General features: G+C 65.9%; 12 protein-coding genes. 7 read left to right on the forward strand and 5 right to left on the reverse strand.

The window, feature by feature from the left end:
* Window positions 1-33: 33 nt before the first annotated feature.
* A complete protein-coding gene (locus DY468_RS00995) occupies window positions 34-1,515 on the reverse strand; it encodes a hypothetical protein (RefSeq protein WP_164601532.1) in 1,482 nt (493 codons plus the stop codon).
* Between the two features lie 75 nt (window positions 1,516-1,590).
* Here DY468_RS00995 and DY468_RS01000 point away from each other — a divergent pair, with 75 nt between their 5' ends.
* Complete coding sequence (locus tag DY468_RS01000) at window positions 1,591-2,799, forward strand: MFS transporter (protein ID WP_164601534.1); 1,209 nt, start codon at window positions 1,591-1,593, stop codon at window positions 2,797-2,799.
* On the opposite strand, the gene dgcA is transcribed toward DY468_RS01000, so the two are convergent.
* Window positions 2,769-3,764 (reverse strand): N-acetyl-D-Glu racemase DgcA, encoded by a 996-nt coding sequence (dgcA, locus tag DY468_RS01005; RefSeq protein ID WP_164601536.1) that lies wholly within the window; start codon window positions 3,762-3,764, stop codon window positions 2,769-2,771. The genes DY468_RS01000 and dgcA overlap by 31 nt on opposite strands.
* A gap of 104 nt (window positions 3,765-3,868) precedes the next feature.
* On the opposite strand from dgcA, the gene DY468_RS01010 reads away from it, so the two are divergent.
* From DY468_RS01010 to DY468_RS01025, 4 genes are all read left to right on the forward strand, one after another.
* A complete protein-coding gene (locus DY468_RS01010) occupies window positions 3,869-5,020 on the forward strand; it encodes an ABC transporter permease (RefSeq protein WP_164601538.1) in 1,152 nt (383 codons plus the stop codon).
* A gap of 2 nt (window positions 5,021-5,022) precedes the next feature.
* The gene (locus DY468_RS01015) at window positions 5,023-5,796 is read left to right on the forward strand and encodes an ABC transporter ATP-binding protein (RefSeq protein WP_164601540.1); all 774 of its coding nucleotides are present in this window, start codon (window positions 5,023-5,025) and stop codon (window positions 5,794-5,796) included.
* A 138-nt stretch (window positions 5,797-5,934) separates the two neighbouring features.
* Complete coding sequence (locus DY468_RS01020; protein ID WP_164601542.1) at window positions 5,935-6,810, forward strand: MlaD family protein; 876 nt, start codon at window positions 5,935-5,937, stop codon at window positions 6,808-6,810.
* A gap of 256 nt (window positions 6,811-7,066) precedes the next feature.
* Window positions 7,067-8,752 (forward strand): ABC transporter ATP-binding protein, encoded by a 1,686-nt coding sequence (locus DY468_RS01025; RefSeq protein ID WP_164601543.1) that lies wholly within the window; start codon window positions 7,067-7,069, stop codon window positions 8,750-8,752.
* A gap of 71 nt (window positions 8,753-8,823) precedes the next feature.
* On the opposite strand, the gene DY468_RS01030 is transcribed toward DY468_RS01025, so the two are convergent.
* From DY468_RS01030 to DY468_RS01040, 3 genes are all read right to left on the reverse strand, one after another.
* The gene (locus DY468_RS01030; RefSeq protein ID WP_164601545.1) at window positions 8,824-10,308 is read right to left on the reverse strand and encodes an amidase; all 1,485 of its coding nucleotides are present in this window, start codon (window positions 10,306-10,308) and stop codon (window positions 8,824-8,826) included.
* A gap of 364 nt (window positions 10,309-10,672) precedes the next feature.
* Entirely contained in the window at window positions 10,673-11,476 is an 804-nt protein-coding gene (locus DY468_RS01035; protein ID WP_164601547.1) for an NYN domain-containing protein, read from the reverse strand.
* A gap of 163 nt (window positions 11,477-11,639) precedes the next feature.
* A complete protein-coding gene (locus DY468_RS01040) occupies window positions 11,640-17,516 on the reverse strand; it encodes an apolipoprotein A-IV repeat region-like domain-containing protein (RefSeq protein ID WP_164601549.1) in 5,877 nt (1,958 codons plus the stop codon).
* A gap of 440 nt (window positions 17,517-17,956) precedes the next feature.
* Here DY468_RS01040 and DY468_RS01045 point away from each other — a divergent pair, with 440 nt between their 5' ends.
* The gene (locus DY468_RS01045; protein ID WP_164601551.1) at window positions 17,957-18,316 is read left to right on the forward strand and encodes an Hpt domain-containing protein; all 360 of its coding nucleotides are present in this window, start codon (window positions 17,957-17,959) and stop codon (window positions 18,314-18,316) included.
* Between the two features lie 96 nt (window positions 18,317-18,412).
* Window positions 18,413-18,733 (forward strand): 2Fe-2S iron-sulfur cluster-binding protein, encoded by a 321-nt coding sequence (locus DY468_RS01050; RefSeq protein ID WP_110788664.1) that lies wholly within the window; start codon window positions 18,413-18,415, stop codon window positions 18,731-18,733.
* Window positions 18,734-18,875: the final 142 nt, after the last annotated feature.

Here is an 18,875-nt window from a genome sequence, read left to right on the forward strand (position 1 = left end):
GTGCGGGCTCATCGGCTCGTTACGATTCGCTGATTACGAAAAGAAAGCGATCTTTTCGGACTGGCTCATCCGCCGGAACGGCACCAGCGTGTCGCTGCGCATCTGCGATGGAGCCGCCACCGCGCCGCTGGCGATGGCTGCTGCGCCGAGTGAGGCGGGGGCAGCGGCGATCGCTTGGTCCGCGACGGCGCTCGCAGCAGCCATCGGGGCAGCCGGCATTGCGGCAGCGCTCATCGAGGCCGCGGTCGGTGCCGTCATGGCCGCCACCGGGGCGGCTTCGCCGATTTCGCCGACCGGGCCGAAGTCCGGTTCTGCACTGGCGACGGCTTCGTGTTCGCGCTCGTCCCGTTCCGACTCGGCGGGCGCTTCGAGCGCGTTGGCTGCGAATTCGTCGACCGCAAAGCTCGGGGCTTGGTCGGCCGGGATCGGCTCCGGCGCGGCCGCGATCTCCTCGTTCAACGCCTGCTGCAGCGCTGCGATATCGGACTCGATTTCCTCGGCCGTGCTGGCCGCGGCGGCCGCGTAAGCGTCGTCCTCGGGCCGATAAGGGGCAGAGACCTCGGGCGACGACATCTCCTGCGCGACCAGATCGAGAACCGCGTCGTCTTCGGCGGCTTCGGCGTCGAGCGCCACCACCTCGTCGAGCAGATCGGTGGCGTCGTTCGGCTGCGCGATCAGCCCGATGCCGGCCGATGTCCCGGCTGTGGCCGGGGTCGGCTCGGCGATCTCGTCCGCTGCCTGCTCTGCCGTCTCGACGAACTCGACCTCATCCGCCTCGACGCCCGTCACCATGGTCAAAGCCGCCTCAGTCGGCGGCTGCGGTGCGGCGAGGGAGGCCGGCTGCGGAGCTTCGGCGAGCTGCGGGGCCGCCGGCTGCGGTGCCGGAGCGGGGCTGTGCTGCGCGGGGGCGGCCGGTGACACCGTGTCCGCGGTCGCGGGGGAGGCGGCTTTGGCTGCTGCCGCGGCAGGCGCGGCCTCCGCGGCCGCACCTGAGATCGCAGCGACGTGCTGCAGCATCTGGTCGAACGCCGCTTCGATCGCGCCGCGGTCGATCGTCGCCACCAGCCGGTGGCCGCCTTCGATCGCTGCGACCTGCTGGTCGAGCAGATCGCAGATCCGCGCGTCGGCGCCGCATTCGCGTAAAGTCGACGCCACCTCGCTGACGGCACGGGCACCGCGATGCGCCGCCGTCAGGGTCGCTGTGTCGTCCAGCGCGGCGATCGCCTTGGCGACCCGGGCGCGCGCTTCGCCGACCATCGCGCAGAGCGCGATCAACGATTCGCCGGCCGCTTCAGCCTGCGCCTGCTTTTGGGCGGCGAGTGTCTGTTCGATCCGCGCCACCGCGTCGAGCACCATGGTGGTGTCGGAGTTGCGGTTACGCTTGGCATACTCGTTGAGAAACCAGCGCCCGCGCGAAGTCTCCATGAAGGCTTCGCGGATCGCGTCGTAGTCCGCATCACTCGGCATTGCCGCTCGGGCGGAGATCGGCGAAAGGGCGAATGCTTCGTCGGCCATCATGGACTCGTTGCACAAATCACTGCGCGTCACGATAACGATCACCACGATCCGCGTCGAATCGCAATTGAATTGATGTCTTTCGAATCACAAATCCCCACCCCATCACCAGTTTCGAGCCGATTCGCAGTTCGGCTCGCGATGTTCTACGCGACCACCTTCACCGTCACCGGCACCTATCTGCCGTTCTTCACGGTGTGGCTGAAAGCCGTTGGAATCGAGGCTTCTTGGATCGGCGTGATCGTCGCCGCGCCGGCGGTGACGCGCTTCACGCTGCTGCCTTTCATCACCGCCGCGGCCGAACGGCGCAACGCGATCCGCGCCGCAATGATCACTACCGCACTGATCACCGCGCTCGGATTCACCCTCCTCGGAATCCTACGTGGGCCGCTGCTGATCTTGGTGATGTTCGTGCTCACCGCCTGCTTCTGGACTCCGATCGTGCCGCTGACCGACGGCTACGCGCTGAAGGCTGTGGCGCGGTACGGGTTGAACTACGGACCGCTGCGGCTGTGGGGCTCTGCCGCCTTCATCGCCGCGGCGCTGATCAGCGGCGCGCTCGCCGATGTGGTGGCGCCAGAGCATCTGATCTGGTTGATCGTCGCCGCCGCATGGCTGGGCGCGGCCGCGAGCTTCGGCCTGCGACCGCTGGATGCGCCGGCGAAAGCTGTGGCGCAGCAGCGCGGCGCCGCGCTGCTGCGCAATCCCACCTTCCTGGCGATCATCATCGCCGCGGCGCTGATCCAAGGCAGCCACGCGGCCTACTATACGTTCGCATCGATCGTCTGGCAGGACGCCGGCCTCGGCGGCACGACGATCGCTGTGCTGTGGGTGCTCGGCGTCGTCGCCGAGATCGTGGTGTTCGCGCTGTCGCCGCGTTTCACCTGGTCGCCGATGTGGCTGATGCTGGGTGGCGCATTGAGCGCTGTGCTGCGCTGGCTGATCACCGCGCAGGATCCGTCATTGCCGCTGCTCACGGCGGTGCAGTTACTGCACGGCCTGACCTTCGGTCTGACCCAGGTCGGCACCATGGGGCTGCTGGTCCGCCATGTACCCGGTCCTGTGATCGCGCGCGGGCAGGGCTACTACACCGCCGCGACCGGATTGGTGATGAGCTCCGCCTCGATCGCCTCCGGCGCGGTGTTCGCCCGCTATGGCATGGCGGTGTACGACATGATGGCGATGATGGGCCTCGCCGGCGCGGTGGTGCTGGTGCTGATGCGCCGGCGATTGCTCGCGCCGGCGGGCGCCATTCAGCCCCACAGCGCCGGTTCGGGCGGATAGACCGTGCTGCCGTCGTAGCGCAGGCCGTCGTCGCGGTCGCGCGCCAGCAGCAGCGGGCCGTCGAGATCGACAAAGCGCGCGACCGGCGTCAGCAGCGTCGCCGGTGCCATTGCCAGCGAGGTCGCGACCATGCAGCCGACCATGATCTGCAGGCCGAGCGCCTGCGCGGCCTCGGCCATCGCCAGCGCCTCGGTGAGTCCGCCGGTCTTGTCCAGCTTGATGTTGACCGCATCGTAACGGCCGCGCAGCGCGGCCAGCGAGGCGTGGTCGTGAACGCTTTCGTCGGCACACACCGCGATCGGGCGAGAGATCTCGCTCAGTGCGTCGTCGCGGCCGGCCGGCAGCGGCTGCTCGACCAGAGTCACGCCGGCGTCGGCGCAGGCTTTGAGATTTTGCACGAGATTGTCAGGCGTCCAGGCTTCGTTGGCGTCGACGATCAGTTCGGCATTCGGCGCGGCACGGCGCACCGCCGCAATCCGTGCATCGTCGCCATCGCCGCCGAGCTTGATCTTCAGCAGCGGCCTTGACGCTGCCTTGGCGGTGGCCTCGGCCATTGTCTCGGGCGTGCCGAGCGAAATGGTGTAGGCGGTGACGGCGGGGCGCGGCGGCGGGCTGCCAAGCAGCTCCCAGGCGCGCCGGCCGCCGACCTTCGCCTCAAGATCGATCAGCGCGCAGTCGAGTGCGTTGCGGGCTGCGCCCGGCGGCATCGCGGCCTGCAACCCGGCTCGGTCCAGACCGGCCGCAAGCGGAGCGCGCATCGCCTCCAGCGCGGCGAGCGTGGCCTCGGGCGTCTCGCCGTAGCGCGCATAGGGTACGCATTCGCCGCGCCCGAGGTGGCTACCGGACCGCAACTCGGCGACCACGACGACCGCCTCGGTCTTGGCGCCGCGGCTGATGGTGAAGGCGCCGGCGATCGGCCAGCGCTCGATGCGGGCCGTCAGGTCGGACGTGATGGGGGAGGACATTTGCAGGCCTTGTCAGCTCAATCCGAGGGTTGCCCGGAGCTGACAAGTATGGCTGGTAAAGCGCTTGTCCCGCAAGGCGACGGTCGAAACCGGATTGGCTCAAAATGACACAGCAGATAGCGTTGGAGGGCGGCCCGTCGCTCGAACGGATCGCGCGTGGCGAAGGGCTGGCGCTGTGCGCGTCGGGATCATGGACGGCCAGGTTCGCGCCGGCGCTGGAGCGGCTGGTTGCCGAAGCCGAGCAGATCGCCGACAGCAAGCCGAACGTGTCGATCGATGTCTCGGGTATCGCGCGGCTCGACACTTTCGGGGCCTGGCTGATCGAGCGGCTGCGGCGCAATCTCGGACAGGACGGGGCTGAGGCGCGGATCTCCGGCTTGTCGACCAACTACGCCAGCCTGGTCGACGAGGTTCGCCAGGTCGGCACGGCGGAGCTGCCGCCGAAATCGGGATTGTCGCTGCGCGGGCCGATCGAAAAGCTCGGCCGCACCATGTATGCGTTTTTCGACGACATCGTTGCGCTGATCAGCATGATGGGCGCAGTGCTGGCCGGGCTTGGCCGGATCGTGATCCGGCCGACCTCGTTCCGGCTGACCTCGACGGTGCACCACCTCGAACAGGTGTGCTGGCGCGCGGTGCCGATCATCGTGCTGATCACCTTCCTGATCGGCTGCATCGTCGCCCAGCAGGGCATCTTCCATTTCCGCAAGTTCGGCGCCGATGTGTTCGTGGTCGACATGCTCGGCGTCCTGGTGCTGCGCGAGCTCGGCGTGCTGCTGGTCTCGATCATGGTCGCCGGCCGGTCGGGCAGCGCTTATACGGCCGAGCTCGGCTCGATGAAGATGCGCGAGGAGATCGACGCGCTGCGCACCATGGGGTTCGATCCGATCGACGTGCTGATCGTGCCGCGGCTGATCGCGCTGGTGTTGGCGGTGCCGATCCTCACCTTCCTCGGTGCGATGGCGGCGCTGTATGGCGGCGGCCTGGTCGCCTGGGTGTATGGCGGTGTCGATCCCGAGGCGTTCCTGCTGCGGCTGCGTGACGCGATCTCGATCGACCACTTCACCGTCGGCATGATCAAGGCGCCGGTGATGGCCGCGGTAATCGGGATTGTCGCCTGTGTCGAAGGGCTGGCGGTGCAGGGCAGCGCCGAGTCGCTGGGCCGCCACACCACCGCGTCGGTGGTGAAGAGCATCTTCTTCGTGATCGTGATGGACGGCGTGTTCGCGATCTTTTTTGCGGGAATTGGAATCTGACGATGACGGAAGCGGCCGATCCGATCATCCGGGTGCGCGACGTCACCGTGCAGTTCGGCGCCACCAAGGTGCTGAACGGGCTCGATCTCGACGTTCGCCGCGGCGAGATCCTCGGCTTCGTCGGCCCGTCCGGTGCCGGCAAGTCGGTGCTGACCCGGACCATCATCGGCCTGGTGCCGAAGCTGAGCGGCAGCATCGAGGTGTTCGGCATCGACCTCGACAAGGCGGGCAAGGCGGAGCGTCGCGGCGTCGAGCGGCGCTGGGGCATCCTGTTCCAGCAGGGCGCGCTGTTCTCGTCGCTGACGGTGCGGCAGAACATTCAGTTCCCGGTGCGCGAATATCTCAAGCTGTCGCAGCGACTGCTCGACGAGATCACCATCGCCAAGCTGGTGATGGTCGGCCTGAAGCCGGACGTGATCGACCGCTATCCGTCGGAACTGTCCGGCGGCATGATCAAGCGTGTGGCGTTGGCCCGCGCGCTGGCGCTGGATCCCGAACTGGTGTTCCTCGACGAGCCGACTTCGGGGCTCGACCCGATCGGCGCCGGCGATTTCGACGAGCTGGTGCGCACCCTGCAGCGCACTTTGGGCCTGACGGTTTTCATGGTAACCCACGACCTCGACAGCCTGCACACCGCTTGCGATCGCATCGCGGTGTTGGGGGATGGCAAGGTGATCGCGGCCGGAACCATCGCCGACATGCAGGCCTCGCAGCATCCGTGGCTGCGGTCCTATTTTCACGGCAAGCGCGCCCGCGCAGTGGTCGGTTCGCCATGATCGGGGCGCGTCCGGAAATTTCGATCGTCGCACCGTTGGTGCGTCGTTTTGCTTCCGCAATCTGCGCTCAAAGCCTGCCGCATGGCGCGGTGCGCTGCGGGCCGGCGGCGCCGCGGACTGGTGTGGAGTAAAGGCCAAATGGAAACGCGTGCGAATTACTTCCTGATCGGCACGTTCACCCTCGCGGTGATCGCCGCGGCGTTCGGGTTCGTGGTGTGGTTTCAGAGCCAGCACACCACCAAGGCGCGCAGCCCGCTGCGGATAATCTTCGAGGGCGCGGCCTCGGGCCTGCGCAACGGCGGCAGCGTCAACTTCAACGGCGTCCGGGTCGGCGAAGTGGTGTCGGTCAAGCTCGACAATCCGCGCCGCGTGGTGGCGCTGGCAATGGTCGAGAACACCGCACCGATCCGCAAGGACACCCAGGTCGGCCTCGAATTCCAGGGTCTGACCGGCGTCGCCGCGATCTCGCTGAAGGGCGGCTCGGAAACCGCGCCGCCGGTGCCGCTCGACGACGACGGCACCCCGGTGCTGACCGCCGATCCCGAACTGCTGCAGGACATTTCCGAGTCGATCAAGGCGACGCTGCGCAACGTCAACCGCCTGGTCGCCGACAATCAGGAGTCGGTGAAGACCTCGCTGGAGAATCTGCAGACCTTCACCTCGGGCCTGGCGCGCAGCTCCGACAAGATCGACAGCATCGTGTCCCGCGTCGACAGCGTGATCGCCAAGACCGACAGCGTGATGCAGGGTATCGACGCGCTGGCCGGCGGCAAGGACGGCGGCGAACTGTTCCAGGCCGTGAAGTCGTTTCGCGAACTCGCCGACAATCTCGACAAGCGTTCCGGCATGCTGATCCTCGACGGCCGCCGGACGCTCGCCGACATCAGCCGGGCGGTGAACAATTTCGACCGCAACCCGACCCGGGTGCTGTTCGGCCCGAGCAACACCGCCCAGCAGGCTCCCCCGGACGCCCGTGCCGAACAACCGCGCCCGCCGCGCCGCCGGGCGCAGTAGGAGGCGCGGGGCAAGGGTGTCCCGTGATCGGCCATGAGACACGTCATCCCGAGAGGTTGGCGTCGCGAGCTTCCAAGGGGCATTCGGCTCGTGGGTCTGGTTATCGCCGAGATCGCCATGTGGTGTCCCTCGAAACGTGGCTGTTGCGCCGGACTTTTTTTGAATCGTTGTAACTGATCGGCATACGGTGGATATCGCGATCTCGGAGGTCTAAGACAGCGCCCCCGGGAAACAGCGACGACCGCAAGAGGGCCGCATGCACGATGACGGTTCTGGACCAAGCCCTGCCGTCGAGATCTTGCGCAACCATGTCCGCGCGGATTGGCGGTCTCTGTCGGTCGTCGTAGTCGTCGTCGTGATCTCCAGCGCCGCCAGCGTGGCGGCGCCGTATCTGTTCTCCCGCGCGATCGATCAACTGCCGAAGGCCGGCGCGTCCGGCGAGCTGCTTTACACCCTGTTCACGTATGCGGCGCTGATCGGGATCGCATCCGTCTTGAGCAGAGTGGTCCAGTATCTCTCGGTGATCATCTCCGAGAACCTCGGATATTTCGTCTCCACCGAGCTGTTCACGCGAATCCTCAGGAAACGCTCGGAGTTCTTCATCGAGCACAATCCGGCCGAGATTCAAAATGCGGTCGGGCAGGGGCGAGGCGCCCTGACGACCATTGCGAATATCGCCCTGATCGTCTGGCTGCCGAGTGCCACGCAAGTCGGGCTGACGCTGTTCACGCTCGGCTATCTGCTCGATCTGCAGATCGTCCTCGCGGTCGCGGTCTACGGCGTGATCGTCGTCCTCGCCACATTCGGATCGACACGGCGGTCGCAACAGCTTCTGGACGCTGCGATGGCCGCCAGCCAGGACAACGCCAAGTTCGCCGGCAACGCGATGAATGCGATGGAGACCTTGCGCCAGCTCGGCAGCTCGACCTGGATGAGCCGGCGTTTCGCCGATCGGGCAGGCGCAGTGAGGGACGGATGGCGGGCCTACATGCTGAGGCGAGCAGGAACCTCGGCTCTGCTGGGGCTCGGGCTCGCGGTTCAGTCCGCGATCAACTTCGCGCTGTTGCTGCCGAGATATCAGGCGGGACTCGTCAGTGTCGGCGACATCGTGCTGTTCAACGCTCTGTTGCTACAGCTCAACACGCCGTTCGAAATGATCGCCCAGACAATGGACAGCTTTGCCCGGTCGCGCGCGCAGTTGGGACCGTTGACCCGTTTGTGGAACGCTCCCGAGGAACGCGACGATCGGTCGTCCGTCCCCTTCAGCATGTCGGGCGGAAGGATCACGTTTGAACAAGTCGGCTATGATTACGGCAACGGCCGCGGCGTTTCAGGAGTCGGATTCTCCGCCGTCCGCGGCGCCATCACCTTCATCGTCGGCGAGACCGGCGCTGGAAAATCGACCGTGTTCAAGCTCGCCGTGAAGTCTATCGAGCCTCAGCAAGGTCGCATCACGGTGGATGGCACCGACATTCGGCAGATCGCGCGTGCCGATTGGTTCAAGATGATCGCGGTCGTTCCGCAGGAGGTGATCCTGCTCAACGAGAGTCTGGCCGACAACATCCTGCTCGGCCGGGAGCGGGACGACGTCCGACTACGCGATGTAGCGATCAAAGCCGCAATTCTGAATCTGATCGAGTCTCTGCCGGACGGTTTCGACACCACTGTCGGCGAACGCGGCCTCAAACTGTCCGGCGGGGAGCGTCAGAGGATAGCGATCGCGCGTGCATTGTACGGCGCCCCGGCGATGTTGTTTCTCGACGAGGTCAGCTCCGCCCTCGATGAGGATACCGAGCGCGACATCATGGATCATATCAGAGCCATCGCCTGCGACGTCACGGTACTGGCGATTACTCACCGCCGATCGTTCCTGAGGCCAATGGACAATGTCGTTGATCTCAGCGCAAGCCGTGCGGCCAGCAGGGCGCACACGAACGATTGACGCGGATCGACGTTGTCGCCAGCCTGAAAGGAGCTGTCGGTGAGTACCGTAGCTATCCGGGCATTGACCTGCTATCCGACGAACACCGGCGGATATTTGCCAGCCCAGGGCTGAGCCTCTTCCAATTGATACGCAAGCTCCAGCAGCGTCTTTTCGCCGCCGCGTGCTGCGGAAAACTGGCTGCCGATCGGCAGGCCGGCCTCGTTCCAGAACAGCGGCACCGACATCGCCGGTGTTCCGGCGAAGTTGTGCAAGGCGGTGTAAGAGGCGTAGCTGAGCGCTCTGTCGCGCAACGTCGCGTAGGGGACCGTCGGGCTCAGTTCGCCGAGCTTCGGCGGTGCGCGATCGACCACCGGCGTCAGCCAGGCATCATATTTGGCGAAGAACGCATCGAGATGTCGGACGACCTCGTGCCGATAGGCGAGCGCCTTCGGCACGGCATCCTTCGGCAGCTTTTCGAATACGGCGGCGTTGCCGATCGTCCAAGGCTCCAGCACAGAGGAGGGATCAAGCCCGCGCTTCTTGGCGAGTTTGACGAGGGCGGCTGCGTCTGTCGCGAACAGGGCGATATAGGCATCGATGATCTGGTGATCGCCGGCCAACGGGTGTTTGGCCGGTATGACCTCGTGGCCTAGATCGGCACAGAGCTTCGCGGTCTGCTCGATCGCCGCTTTGACGTCGGCCGCGGGGGATGCTCCGAGGGCGTTATCGAGCGTCAGTGCGATCTTCAGCTTCCTGTTGCCGGGGCCGGAGACGTAACCAATCGGTGCAAAGGTCGCCTTGCGGCCGGTGGATTCAGTGATGGACAGCGCCATGGCACTGTCGCGCACGCTGCGCGTCTCCATGTGATCGGCGACCATCACGCCGGAAACGTCGGTATAGCCGAGATCGATCCGGCCGAAGCTCGGCTTCAGCCCGAACACGCCACAGCACGAGGCCGGAATCCGGATCGATCCACCGATGTCGTTGGCGTGCGCAAACGGCACCATGCCGGCGGCAACGGCCGCTGCGGCGCCACCCGACGAGCCTCCAGTCGAATGCTCGGTATTCCACGGATTGCGGCAGGGGCCGAGCAAGAGCGACTCCGTCGTTGGCAGGAAGCCATATTCCGGCGTGTTGCTCTTGCCGACGAAGATGATGCCGGCGCCGTCGTAAGCAGCCAGCAGCGGTTCAGTCTTGGTCGAGATGTTGTCAGCAAACAGCCGCGACCCGAAGGTGGTGCGAACGCCCTTGTAGTCGTTGACGTCCTTGGCCAGGCTCGGAACGCCGGCAAAGGGGCTGTTGGGGAGCGGCTTGCGGGCGGCCTTCCGCGCCCGGTCGAACATCGCGGTCACCATCGCGTTGAGCTTCGGATTGACTTGATCGATGCGCTGGATCGCGGCGTCGACGAGTTCTAATGCGGTCACTTCGCGTTTGCGGACCAGTTCGGCCTGGGCCAGAGCGTCGAGCCGAGCAAGATCCGGTGCACCGGATGCCTTGGTGGCGAAACTGGGAATTGCGGAGGCGGCCACGCAGGCGGTGGTCGATTTCAGGATGAAGCGACGGGTGCAGGACATCGGTGGCCTCTGAGAAATCAACAACAGAACGCCAGATCGGACGAATGCGTCGCTCTCGAACGACGGGCGGAAACGCTGCGCGTCGCTCCTTCACCTTACAACCGACGACGGATAGGCCCGAGGTGAGTCTGTCGATTATTGCCGTAACAAACTAATCAATTGTCGCGTGATAATCGATCCTCGGAATCTAACGCTATCAGCTTTCAGAAAGATAAAATCGCAGTGATGGTTGCCGCCGGGTGAGTACGTGCCGAAGTGATGGAAATGCGGTATTCAGGTGATGTGTATCGCGCTCGCTCCGGGTATCAAGATCGGTCGATACAAACAGATGCACGCGCCGCTCCGCGAATCTCGCGCCGGATGGTCAGGTCGCAGGACTTGCGGTTCGTCGGGCGTCCGGTCTCGCGGAGCGCTTTCGCGGAGGCGTCGTTTTGGCAGGAGGCGCACCGGTCGGTTTCAGGCGGATCCGCATCGAGTGGCCGCTCTGATCCTCCAGCTCGAAGGCGTTGGTCTTGCGCACGAGGTCGCTCAGTTTGCGGAAGCCGAAGGTTCTCGGATCGAAGTCGGACGCCAGATTGGACAGGTGCTTGCCGACCTCGCCGAGCGATACCCAGCCGTCTTCGCTTGCCATCTGCTTGATCACCCGCTCGATGATCGGTGTGGCCGCGCTCGGCGGCTGAAGCGACTTCGCGGCCGATGCGGTCCCTCTGCTGTCGGTCGCTCCGGCGATTAAGTTCTCGGTGTAGACGAAGCGCCGGCATGCCTGCCGGAAACTCTCCGGGGTTTTCTGTTCACCGAAGCCGAACACATCGACGCCCTGCTCGCGAATCCGGGAGGCGAGGCGGGTGAAGTCGCTGTCGGACGACACCAGGCAGAAGCCTTCGAACCGGCCGCTGTGAAGCAGGTCCATCGCGTCGATCACCAGCGTGATGTCGGAGGCGTTCTTGCCGGTGGTGTAGGCGAACTGCTGCTGCGGAATGATGGCGTGTTTCGCCAGAATATCGGCCCAGCCCTTCGAGCGCGGGGTGGAGAAGTCGCCATAGATCCGGCGAACGCTGGCTTCGCCGATTTTCGCGATTTCCTCGAACAGTCCGTCTGCGATCTTGGCGGATGCGTTGTCCGCATCGATCAGAACGGCAAGGCGAGGCGAGCGGGGTTCGAAAGGCATGGTGCGTCCTCGGCCTGATGCGGATCGGAAACTGGAAAGCGTCTCGGCCTGAGATAGCGATGCAGCCCGGCTTCCACAACGCCAAACGAAAAAGCGGGAGCCACCGGCCCCCGCTTCGGATCGATTACTTGAGCGCGCTGCCCGGACCGGGCAGGGCGCCATCTTACCCCAGTCGTCCGGCCGCGTGCGCCAGCAGCGTGTAGACCAGACCGGTTTCCGACGCGAGGTGGCTGCGCAGCGCCTGCGGGGCGTTGTCGTCGCGGGCCACCTCGTCGAGCAGACGCTCGAACTCGGCGATGTAGCGGTCGACGGTCTGCTTGAAGCTGCGCTCGCTGCGATATTTGCGGGCGACTTCGTCGAACGCCTTCTGGCCGGCCGGCGTGTACAGCCGCTTGGTGAAGGACTTCGCCTCGCCGCGCTGATAGCGCTCCCACATTTCCAGCGCGAGGTTGCGATCCATCAGCCGGCCGATGTCGAGCGACAGCGATTCCAGCGGATTGCCGCTCATCGCGGTCTGGGCCTGCGGGGCACGGCCGCGGGGCGGCTCGCGCTCGGCCGTCGTGTCGGCGCGGTTCAGCAGCTCCGACAGCCAGCCGTCACGGCCCTGGTCGGCATTGCTCGGCGCGACCGGCGGCGCTTCGGTCCGGCGCGGTCCGGCCGGCAGGCCGAGATCCGGCGGCGGCAGCGTGGCGGCGCTGGAGTCGCGGCCGCGCGGCGCGGGACGGGCGACGACCGCTGCTTCGCTGCGGGCGGCACTGGCGGTGGCGAGTACCGGCTCGGCCTCGCGGGTGGTGACGGCGGCGGCGCGGGTCGGCGTCACCACGTCCATGCCGCGGCCGTGGCGGGCGACGATGCGGTTGAGTTCGGCCAGCGCTTCGATCTGGTCGACGATCACCTTGCGCATCTGCGAGGTGCTCTCGGCAGCCTCCTGCGGGATTTCGAGCACGCCGCGGCGCAGCTCTTCGCGGGTTGCTTCGAGCTCGTGGTGCATTTCCGAGGCCATCTGCTTGATGCCCTGGACGATCGAGGTGAAGCGATCGGCCGATTGCTTGAACAGCGCGTCGGCTTCCTGCGTGCCCTGCTGATACACCTGGTGCATCGCCTCGACGGTGAGGCGGCGCTCCTGTTCGGCGGCACTGCGCACCGCTTCGAACTGCTGCGTGATGCTGGCGGAGCCGGCACCGGCGGTTTCGGCGACGATCCGGGCGACATCGCGGGCGCGCTCTTCGGCGGCGGCCAGCGATTCATCAAGCAGGTTGGTGAACCGGCCGAGCCGCTGATCGAGGTCGGCGGTGCGCAGATCGATGGTGGTCACCAGCGATTCCAGCGCTTCCCTGCGATCGTTCACCGAACTCGACGCCGCGCGGTTGCTGTGCTCGAGCAGGTCGGCGGCCTCGGCCAGCGCGCGGCCGTGGGCTTCGAACTGCTCCGACAGCGCGCCGAGATCTTCCAGCGCCTTGGAGGTCTTGCTGTGGAAGCCGGTGAGCTGGTCTTCCAGCGTCCGGGTCGCGGTGCCGCTGCGGGCGTTGACCTCGTTCATGGTGGTGACGAAGTCGGCGACCCGGGTGACCAACGCGCGCTCCAGCGAGTTGAGGTTCTCGTGGGCGCCGGTCAGCACCTCCTGCAGCAGGATGTTGCCTTCGCGTAGCCGCTCGAACAGCGCCACCGTGTCGGTGCGCAGGATCTTGCTGGTCTCCTGCATCTCGGTGACGGCGGTGATCGAGACCTGGCGCGACTGTTCGATCGCCGACCGCGACGCGAGGTCGAGGTCCTTGAGCGATTTGTTGATCGCGCTCGTGGCCAGATCGCCGGCGCCGGTGATCGAGCGGGCGACCTCGGTGCCGTTGGTCAGGATCGAGTTCGAGAAGGTCTTGCCGCGGGTTTCGATGGCGTTCAGCGCATCGGAAGTGACGCGGTCGATCTCGACGGTGAGCTGGCTGGTCTTGCCGGTGAGGGCTTCGACCAGAACGCCGCGCTTGCCGTCGATGATCTGCGACAGCCGTTCGGCCTGCTGCTGCACGTAGCCGACGATTTCCTCGCTCTTGGCGGTGATCGTCGAGCCGAAGCTGCCGCTGGCCGCGAACACCGAACGCTCGACGTCGGCCGAGGTCGATTTGATCTTGGCGCTGACCTCGTTCGACATCGCCACCAGGGTCGATTGCGCCGCCGAGGCGCTGACCTGGATCTGGTCTGTGGTGTTGCTCGTCACGGTCGACAGCGTGTGCTCGATCTCGGCGGAGATCGCCTTGATCTGGCCGGCGACGTCCACCGAGCTCGCGGTCAGAGTCGACTGCACCTGGCGGGCGCTGTCGAGAATGGTCGAGGCGGTGGCGGCGCCGACGCTGGTCAGCGTCCGTTCGACATCGATCGCCAGCGACTTGACGTGGTTGGCGGCTGCGTCGGACGCGGCAGTGAGCGTCGTCTGCGCCTCTCGGGCACCAGCCAGAATCGAGTCCGCGGTGCTGCGGCCGGCAGAGACGAGGGTGCGTTCGACATCGCCTGCCAGCGACTTCACCTGCTCGGCTGCCTCGGTGGAGGTCGTCACCAGGGTGGTCTGCGCCTCACGCGCGCCGGCCACGATGGTTTCGATGGTGCTCGAACCGGCCGCCGACAGGCGGCGTTCGACGTCGGCCGTCAGCGTCGTCACCTGGTTGGCGGTCTCCGACGACACCGTGACCAGCGTGGCGTGAGCCTCGCGCGCCCCGGCGATGATCGCGCTGGCGGTCGAGCTGCCGGCTTCGGTCAGCGTGCGTTCCACCTCGGCGCTGAGCGCCTTGACCTTTTCGGACGACTCTTGCGAGGCCGAGACCAGAGTCGACTGCGCCGCGCGGGCACCGCCGAGAACGGCTTCGGCAGTCGCATTGCCGGCTGCGTACAGCGTGCGCTCGATGTCGGTGGACAGGGAGCGGATCTGGCCGGTGACTTCGGACGAAGCGGACACCAGAGTCGCGTGCGCCTCGCGCGCGCTCGCCAGCACCGAGGCCGAAGTGGTGTCGCCGGCTCCAGTCAGGGTGCGTTCGATGTCGGACGCCAGCGACCGCACATGATTGGCGACGTCGGTCGACGTCGTCGTCAGCGCAGTCTGCGCCTCGCGTGCGCTGCCGAGCACCGAAGCTGCGGTCGTGTCGCCTGCGCTGGTCAGCGTGCGTTCGATTTCCGAGGCCAGCGACTTCACCTGGTTGGTGACGTCGGTGGAGGTCGTGGCCAGCGTGGTCTGCGCCTCGCGGGCGTGGGCCAGCACGGTCGCGGCAGTGGCGGTGCCGGCGGCCGACAGCGTGCGCTCGATGTCTTCCGAAACCGAACGGAACTGCATTGCGGCCTCGCTGGAGACCATCGTCAGCTTGGCCTGGGCTTCGGTCGCACTCGACACCACCGTGGCGGCGGCCGTGGTTCCGACCGAGGTCAGGGCGCGTTCGATCTCCGCAGAAGTCACCTGCAACTGAGCGGTGACGTCGCTCGACACCGACAGCATCGATTCCCGCGCCGTCTGCGTGCTGCTGCGGATCGTGTCGGTGGTGCCGACCACGAGGCTGGTCAGGGTGCGTTCGGCGTCGGCGACGTTGGTCTTGATGCCGACCGAGAGCTCTTCGGCACGCGCCATCAGCATCTCGCTGGCTTCGCGTCCGCTGGTCTCGAACCGGCCGGCCACCGCTTCGATGCGTGAGCCGAGCAGGTCTTCGAACTGCGTCACCCGGACGTCGACGTCGTTGATCACCGCGGTGACGCGGTTCTCCAGACCGTCGTGGATTTCCTGGAAGCGGGCGCTGACCGTGGCGCTGAGATTGGCGGTGCGGCCGTCGATGGTCTCGGTGACCGCGCCGATCCGGCGGTCGATCGCGTCGATCGCCTGCGCGGTGCCGTCGGTGAGCGAGTGGGTGAGGTGGGTCAGCCGCGAGTCGATCGCTTCGATCGCCTGCACCGCACCGGTCGACAGCGTCGTGGTGAGCGTGGTGATGCGGTCGTCGATCACTTCGGCGGCGTTGGCCGCGCCGGTCGAGAGCGTGGTGGTCAGCGTCGCGATCCGGCCGTCGATGATGTCCGCTGCACTCGAGGTGCCGGTCGACAGCGTGGTGCTGAGCTGCACGATCCGCGAGTCGATCGCTTCCATTGCCGTGGCCGCGCCGGTCGACAGCGCCGAGGCGAGTTTCTCGATCCGGCCGTCGATGTTGCCGGTGACCGCCTCGGTGCGGGTGTCGAGGATGCGTTCGAGCGAGTTGAGGTGGTTGCCGACGGTGTCGTCGAGCGTCTTGAGGCGGGTGTCGATCGCGCCGTCGATGCTTCCGACGCGGGTGTCGAACAGGCTTTCGAACTGGTGCAGACGATCGTCCAGCCGTGCGGTGATTTCGCCGGAGGTGGTGGTGACCCGCTGATCGAAGCTGTCGACGTAGGTCTTCAGGGTCTCGTTGATGTCGAGGGTGCGCTGGCCCATCCGCTCGACGATCTCGCCGCCAAACGTCTTCACGGTGCGGTCGAACTCGGAGATGTGGCGGGTGATCAGTGCGCCGAGCGAGCCGCTGTCGCGCGCGAACTTCTCGGCGAGTTCGGTGCCCTGCTGCTTCACGAGATCGTCGAACGCGCTCATCTGGATGCTGAGCGTGTCGTGGGTGGACTCCGTCTGGCTGACAACCTTGGCGACCAAAGTGTTCACGGTGACGTCGAGCGCTTCGCTCGCCTTGTCGCCGCTGGTCAGGATCTGGTCGGCGAGGCGATGGCCGGCGTCGTCGATCTTGCTGACCAGATCGCCGCTGCGCAGCTCGAGCTCGAGCAGCAGCGAGTCGCCGGAGTTCTTCAGCGAATCCTGCACCTGCTCGGTGCGCTCCGAAATGCCGTCGATGATCGTCGAAGAGCGCTGCTCGAAATCGGTGGTGATGCGGTCGAGCCGCTCGTTCATCATATCGTGGACGCGATCGGCGAGTTCGACGAACTCGGCGTGCACATGACCGGTCTTGAAATTGAGGCTGGTGGTCAGCCGTTCGCTGGCATCGAGCACCGCGCGCGTGGTCTCGGCGCTGGCCTCTTCAAGGCGGTCGAGCAGTTCGCCGCCGCGCTCGCCGAGCGCCAGAATCATATTGTCGCCGGCGTGACCGAGTGCGCTGGTGATGTGGGCGCCGCGCTCTTCCAGCGCGCTGGTGATGCTCTTGGCGACTTCGTCGACACGGCTGGCGATCGCGTCCGAGATCAGCGCGATGTCGTGCCGCAGATCGATCTGTACGCCGGAAATCGCGGTACGGACCTGCTCGGCCTGTCCCACCAGATTGTCGCGCTGATGCGCGATGTCCTGCAACAGGGCGCGGATGCGGACTTCGTTGTCGGAGTAAGCGCGTTCCAACGCCGACACTTCGTTGGCGACCAGGGCTTCGAGTTCGCTGGCGCGCGCGATCGCGCGCTCGACGCCGTCGCCCATCGCCGCAACCTCGCGGCGGATCGCCTGTCCGACCGTCACGACCGAATCGCTGGCGGCGATTTCGGGCTCGGAGAAGCGGATTGCGACCTGCGCCATCGACTGCGCGATCATCCGCAGTTCCTGACCACGCCAGGCCAGACTGGCGAGGAAGTAGAACAGCATCACCGGCGCGAAGAACAAGGCGGCGAGGCCGGCCAGCGCCAGCGTGCCGCCGCTGCCCTGGCCGATCATCGCCTGCAGCGAGGGCAGGAAGGCGACGGTGAGGGCGATGCCACCAATCAGCCAGACCGCGGCGAAAACGGTGGCGAGGGTGTAGACGTTACGCGTGGTGCGTCCCTTCTGCAGCGACTGCAGCAGTTGGCCGATGGTCTCGCGGTCGTCGTTGGCGGGGCGAGAGGCGAAGCTGCGATCGGCGACCGGCTCGAAGCTCGGCGCAGGCGGCGCGAGCCGAGGCTCGGCCGTCTGTTCCGGCAGATCGGGCAAGCTCGGCTCGGTGTCCGAAATTGACGCACTTTCCTTTGGCCCATCGGCCTGATCGTCACCGGCCGGCGGCGCATCGGGGATATTCAGGGCTTCCTGAATCGCCGATAGCGCGACTTCGGTCGGATCTTTGATCTTCTTGGGATTGTTCGCCATTTTGATTTACGCCCTTGTTACGCATCCGGGGACGTCGGTTCAGTGGAGACCGCAGAAAGGCCCCTCGGTGCTCCCCCAGCACGGCGAAGTTGAACCCCATTCCCACCGCGCTTTTGTCCGCCACTTCCTGAAACATCCTATTGGCTGGATCGAGCGAATGAAATGGTTCGGATTAAGACTTTCTTAATCATCGTTAACGGCATCCGCCGCTAAGCCCTTCGGCGAGCGGAAAAATCCTACGCGCCCGAGCGGTAACGGTGGCATTTTAGCGACATTGGCGCGGCAACTCCGCGACGCTGTCCCAAAACGGTGCATCGGCACCGGCAAGAATGCGTTAACCAGACTCATGGTTCGCTTCTCGGCCTGGATTGCTCCGATGTGGAAAACCGCAATTCTGTGCCGAGGTGAACGTGCCGCTACAGGTCGAACGGATCGAATGGATGCCATCGCCGCCGCTGGTTCCGGACTTCGAGCCGATCGATGATGCGCATCTCTATAAGATGACCCTCGGCGATCCCGCCCTCGAGCGCGAGGTCCTGCTGCTGTTCACCGCGCAGGCAGCGAGTCTGATGGCGCTGCTCGCCTCCTGGCCTCCGGATGCCGCAGCGCTCGCGCATACGTTGAAAGGGTCGGCGCGTGCGATCGGCGCGTTTGCGGTGGCGGATGCTGCCGCTGCCGTTGAAGACGCGCTGCGCCGCAATGACGACGCCGCCGAGCCGCTGATCGTACTCGAAGCTGCGGTCGAGCACGTCCGCGCCGTGATCGACGCGCGCGCCAAGCCGACCGGTTCCGGCTTTTGACCGGTGCGACGGCTGGCGGAACGCCGGCCGAGACGCTATAGGACTGACGCGTCAGCCCATAATTCATAAAACGAGCAAAGCGTCCGACGAGCAATCATGGCCAAGATTCACTTCGTTGATCACACCGGTGAAACACGTACTGTCGACGTCGAGGAAGGCGCGACAGTGATGGAAGCGGCGATCCGCAACGCCATCCCCGGCGTCGAGGCAGAATGCGGCGGCGCCTGCGCCTGCGCGACCTGCCACGTCTATGTCGACGAAGCCTGGCGCGAGAAGGTCGGTGCCCCGTCGCCGATGGAAGAAGACATGCTCGACTTCGGCTACGACGTGCGTCCGAACTCTCGGCTGTCGTGCCAGATCAAGGTCTCGAGCGAGCTCGACGGGCTGGTCGTGACCACGCCCGAACGTCAGGCCTGAGCAAGAGCCAGTCTCAATCACCGGCGGCCGTTGCACGGGCTGTTGTGCAACGCCGCGTGAACCGGCGTTGCCATCGCCGGCTGATCCTGCCGCCGCGCGTCACGGCCGGACGATGCGAACTGTCATCCGGCCAAGAAGTCCC

This window comes from Rhodopseudomonas sp. BR0M22, from assembly GCF_010907035.1.
Taxonomy (GTDB): Bacteria; Pseudomonadota; Alphaproteobacteria; order Rhizobiales; family Xanthobacteraceae; genus Rhodopseudomonas.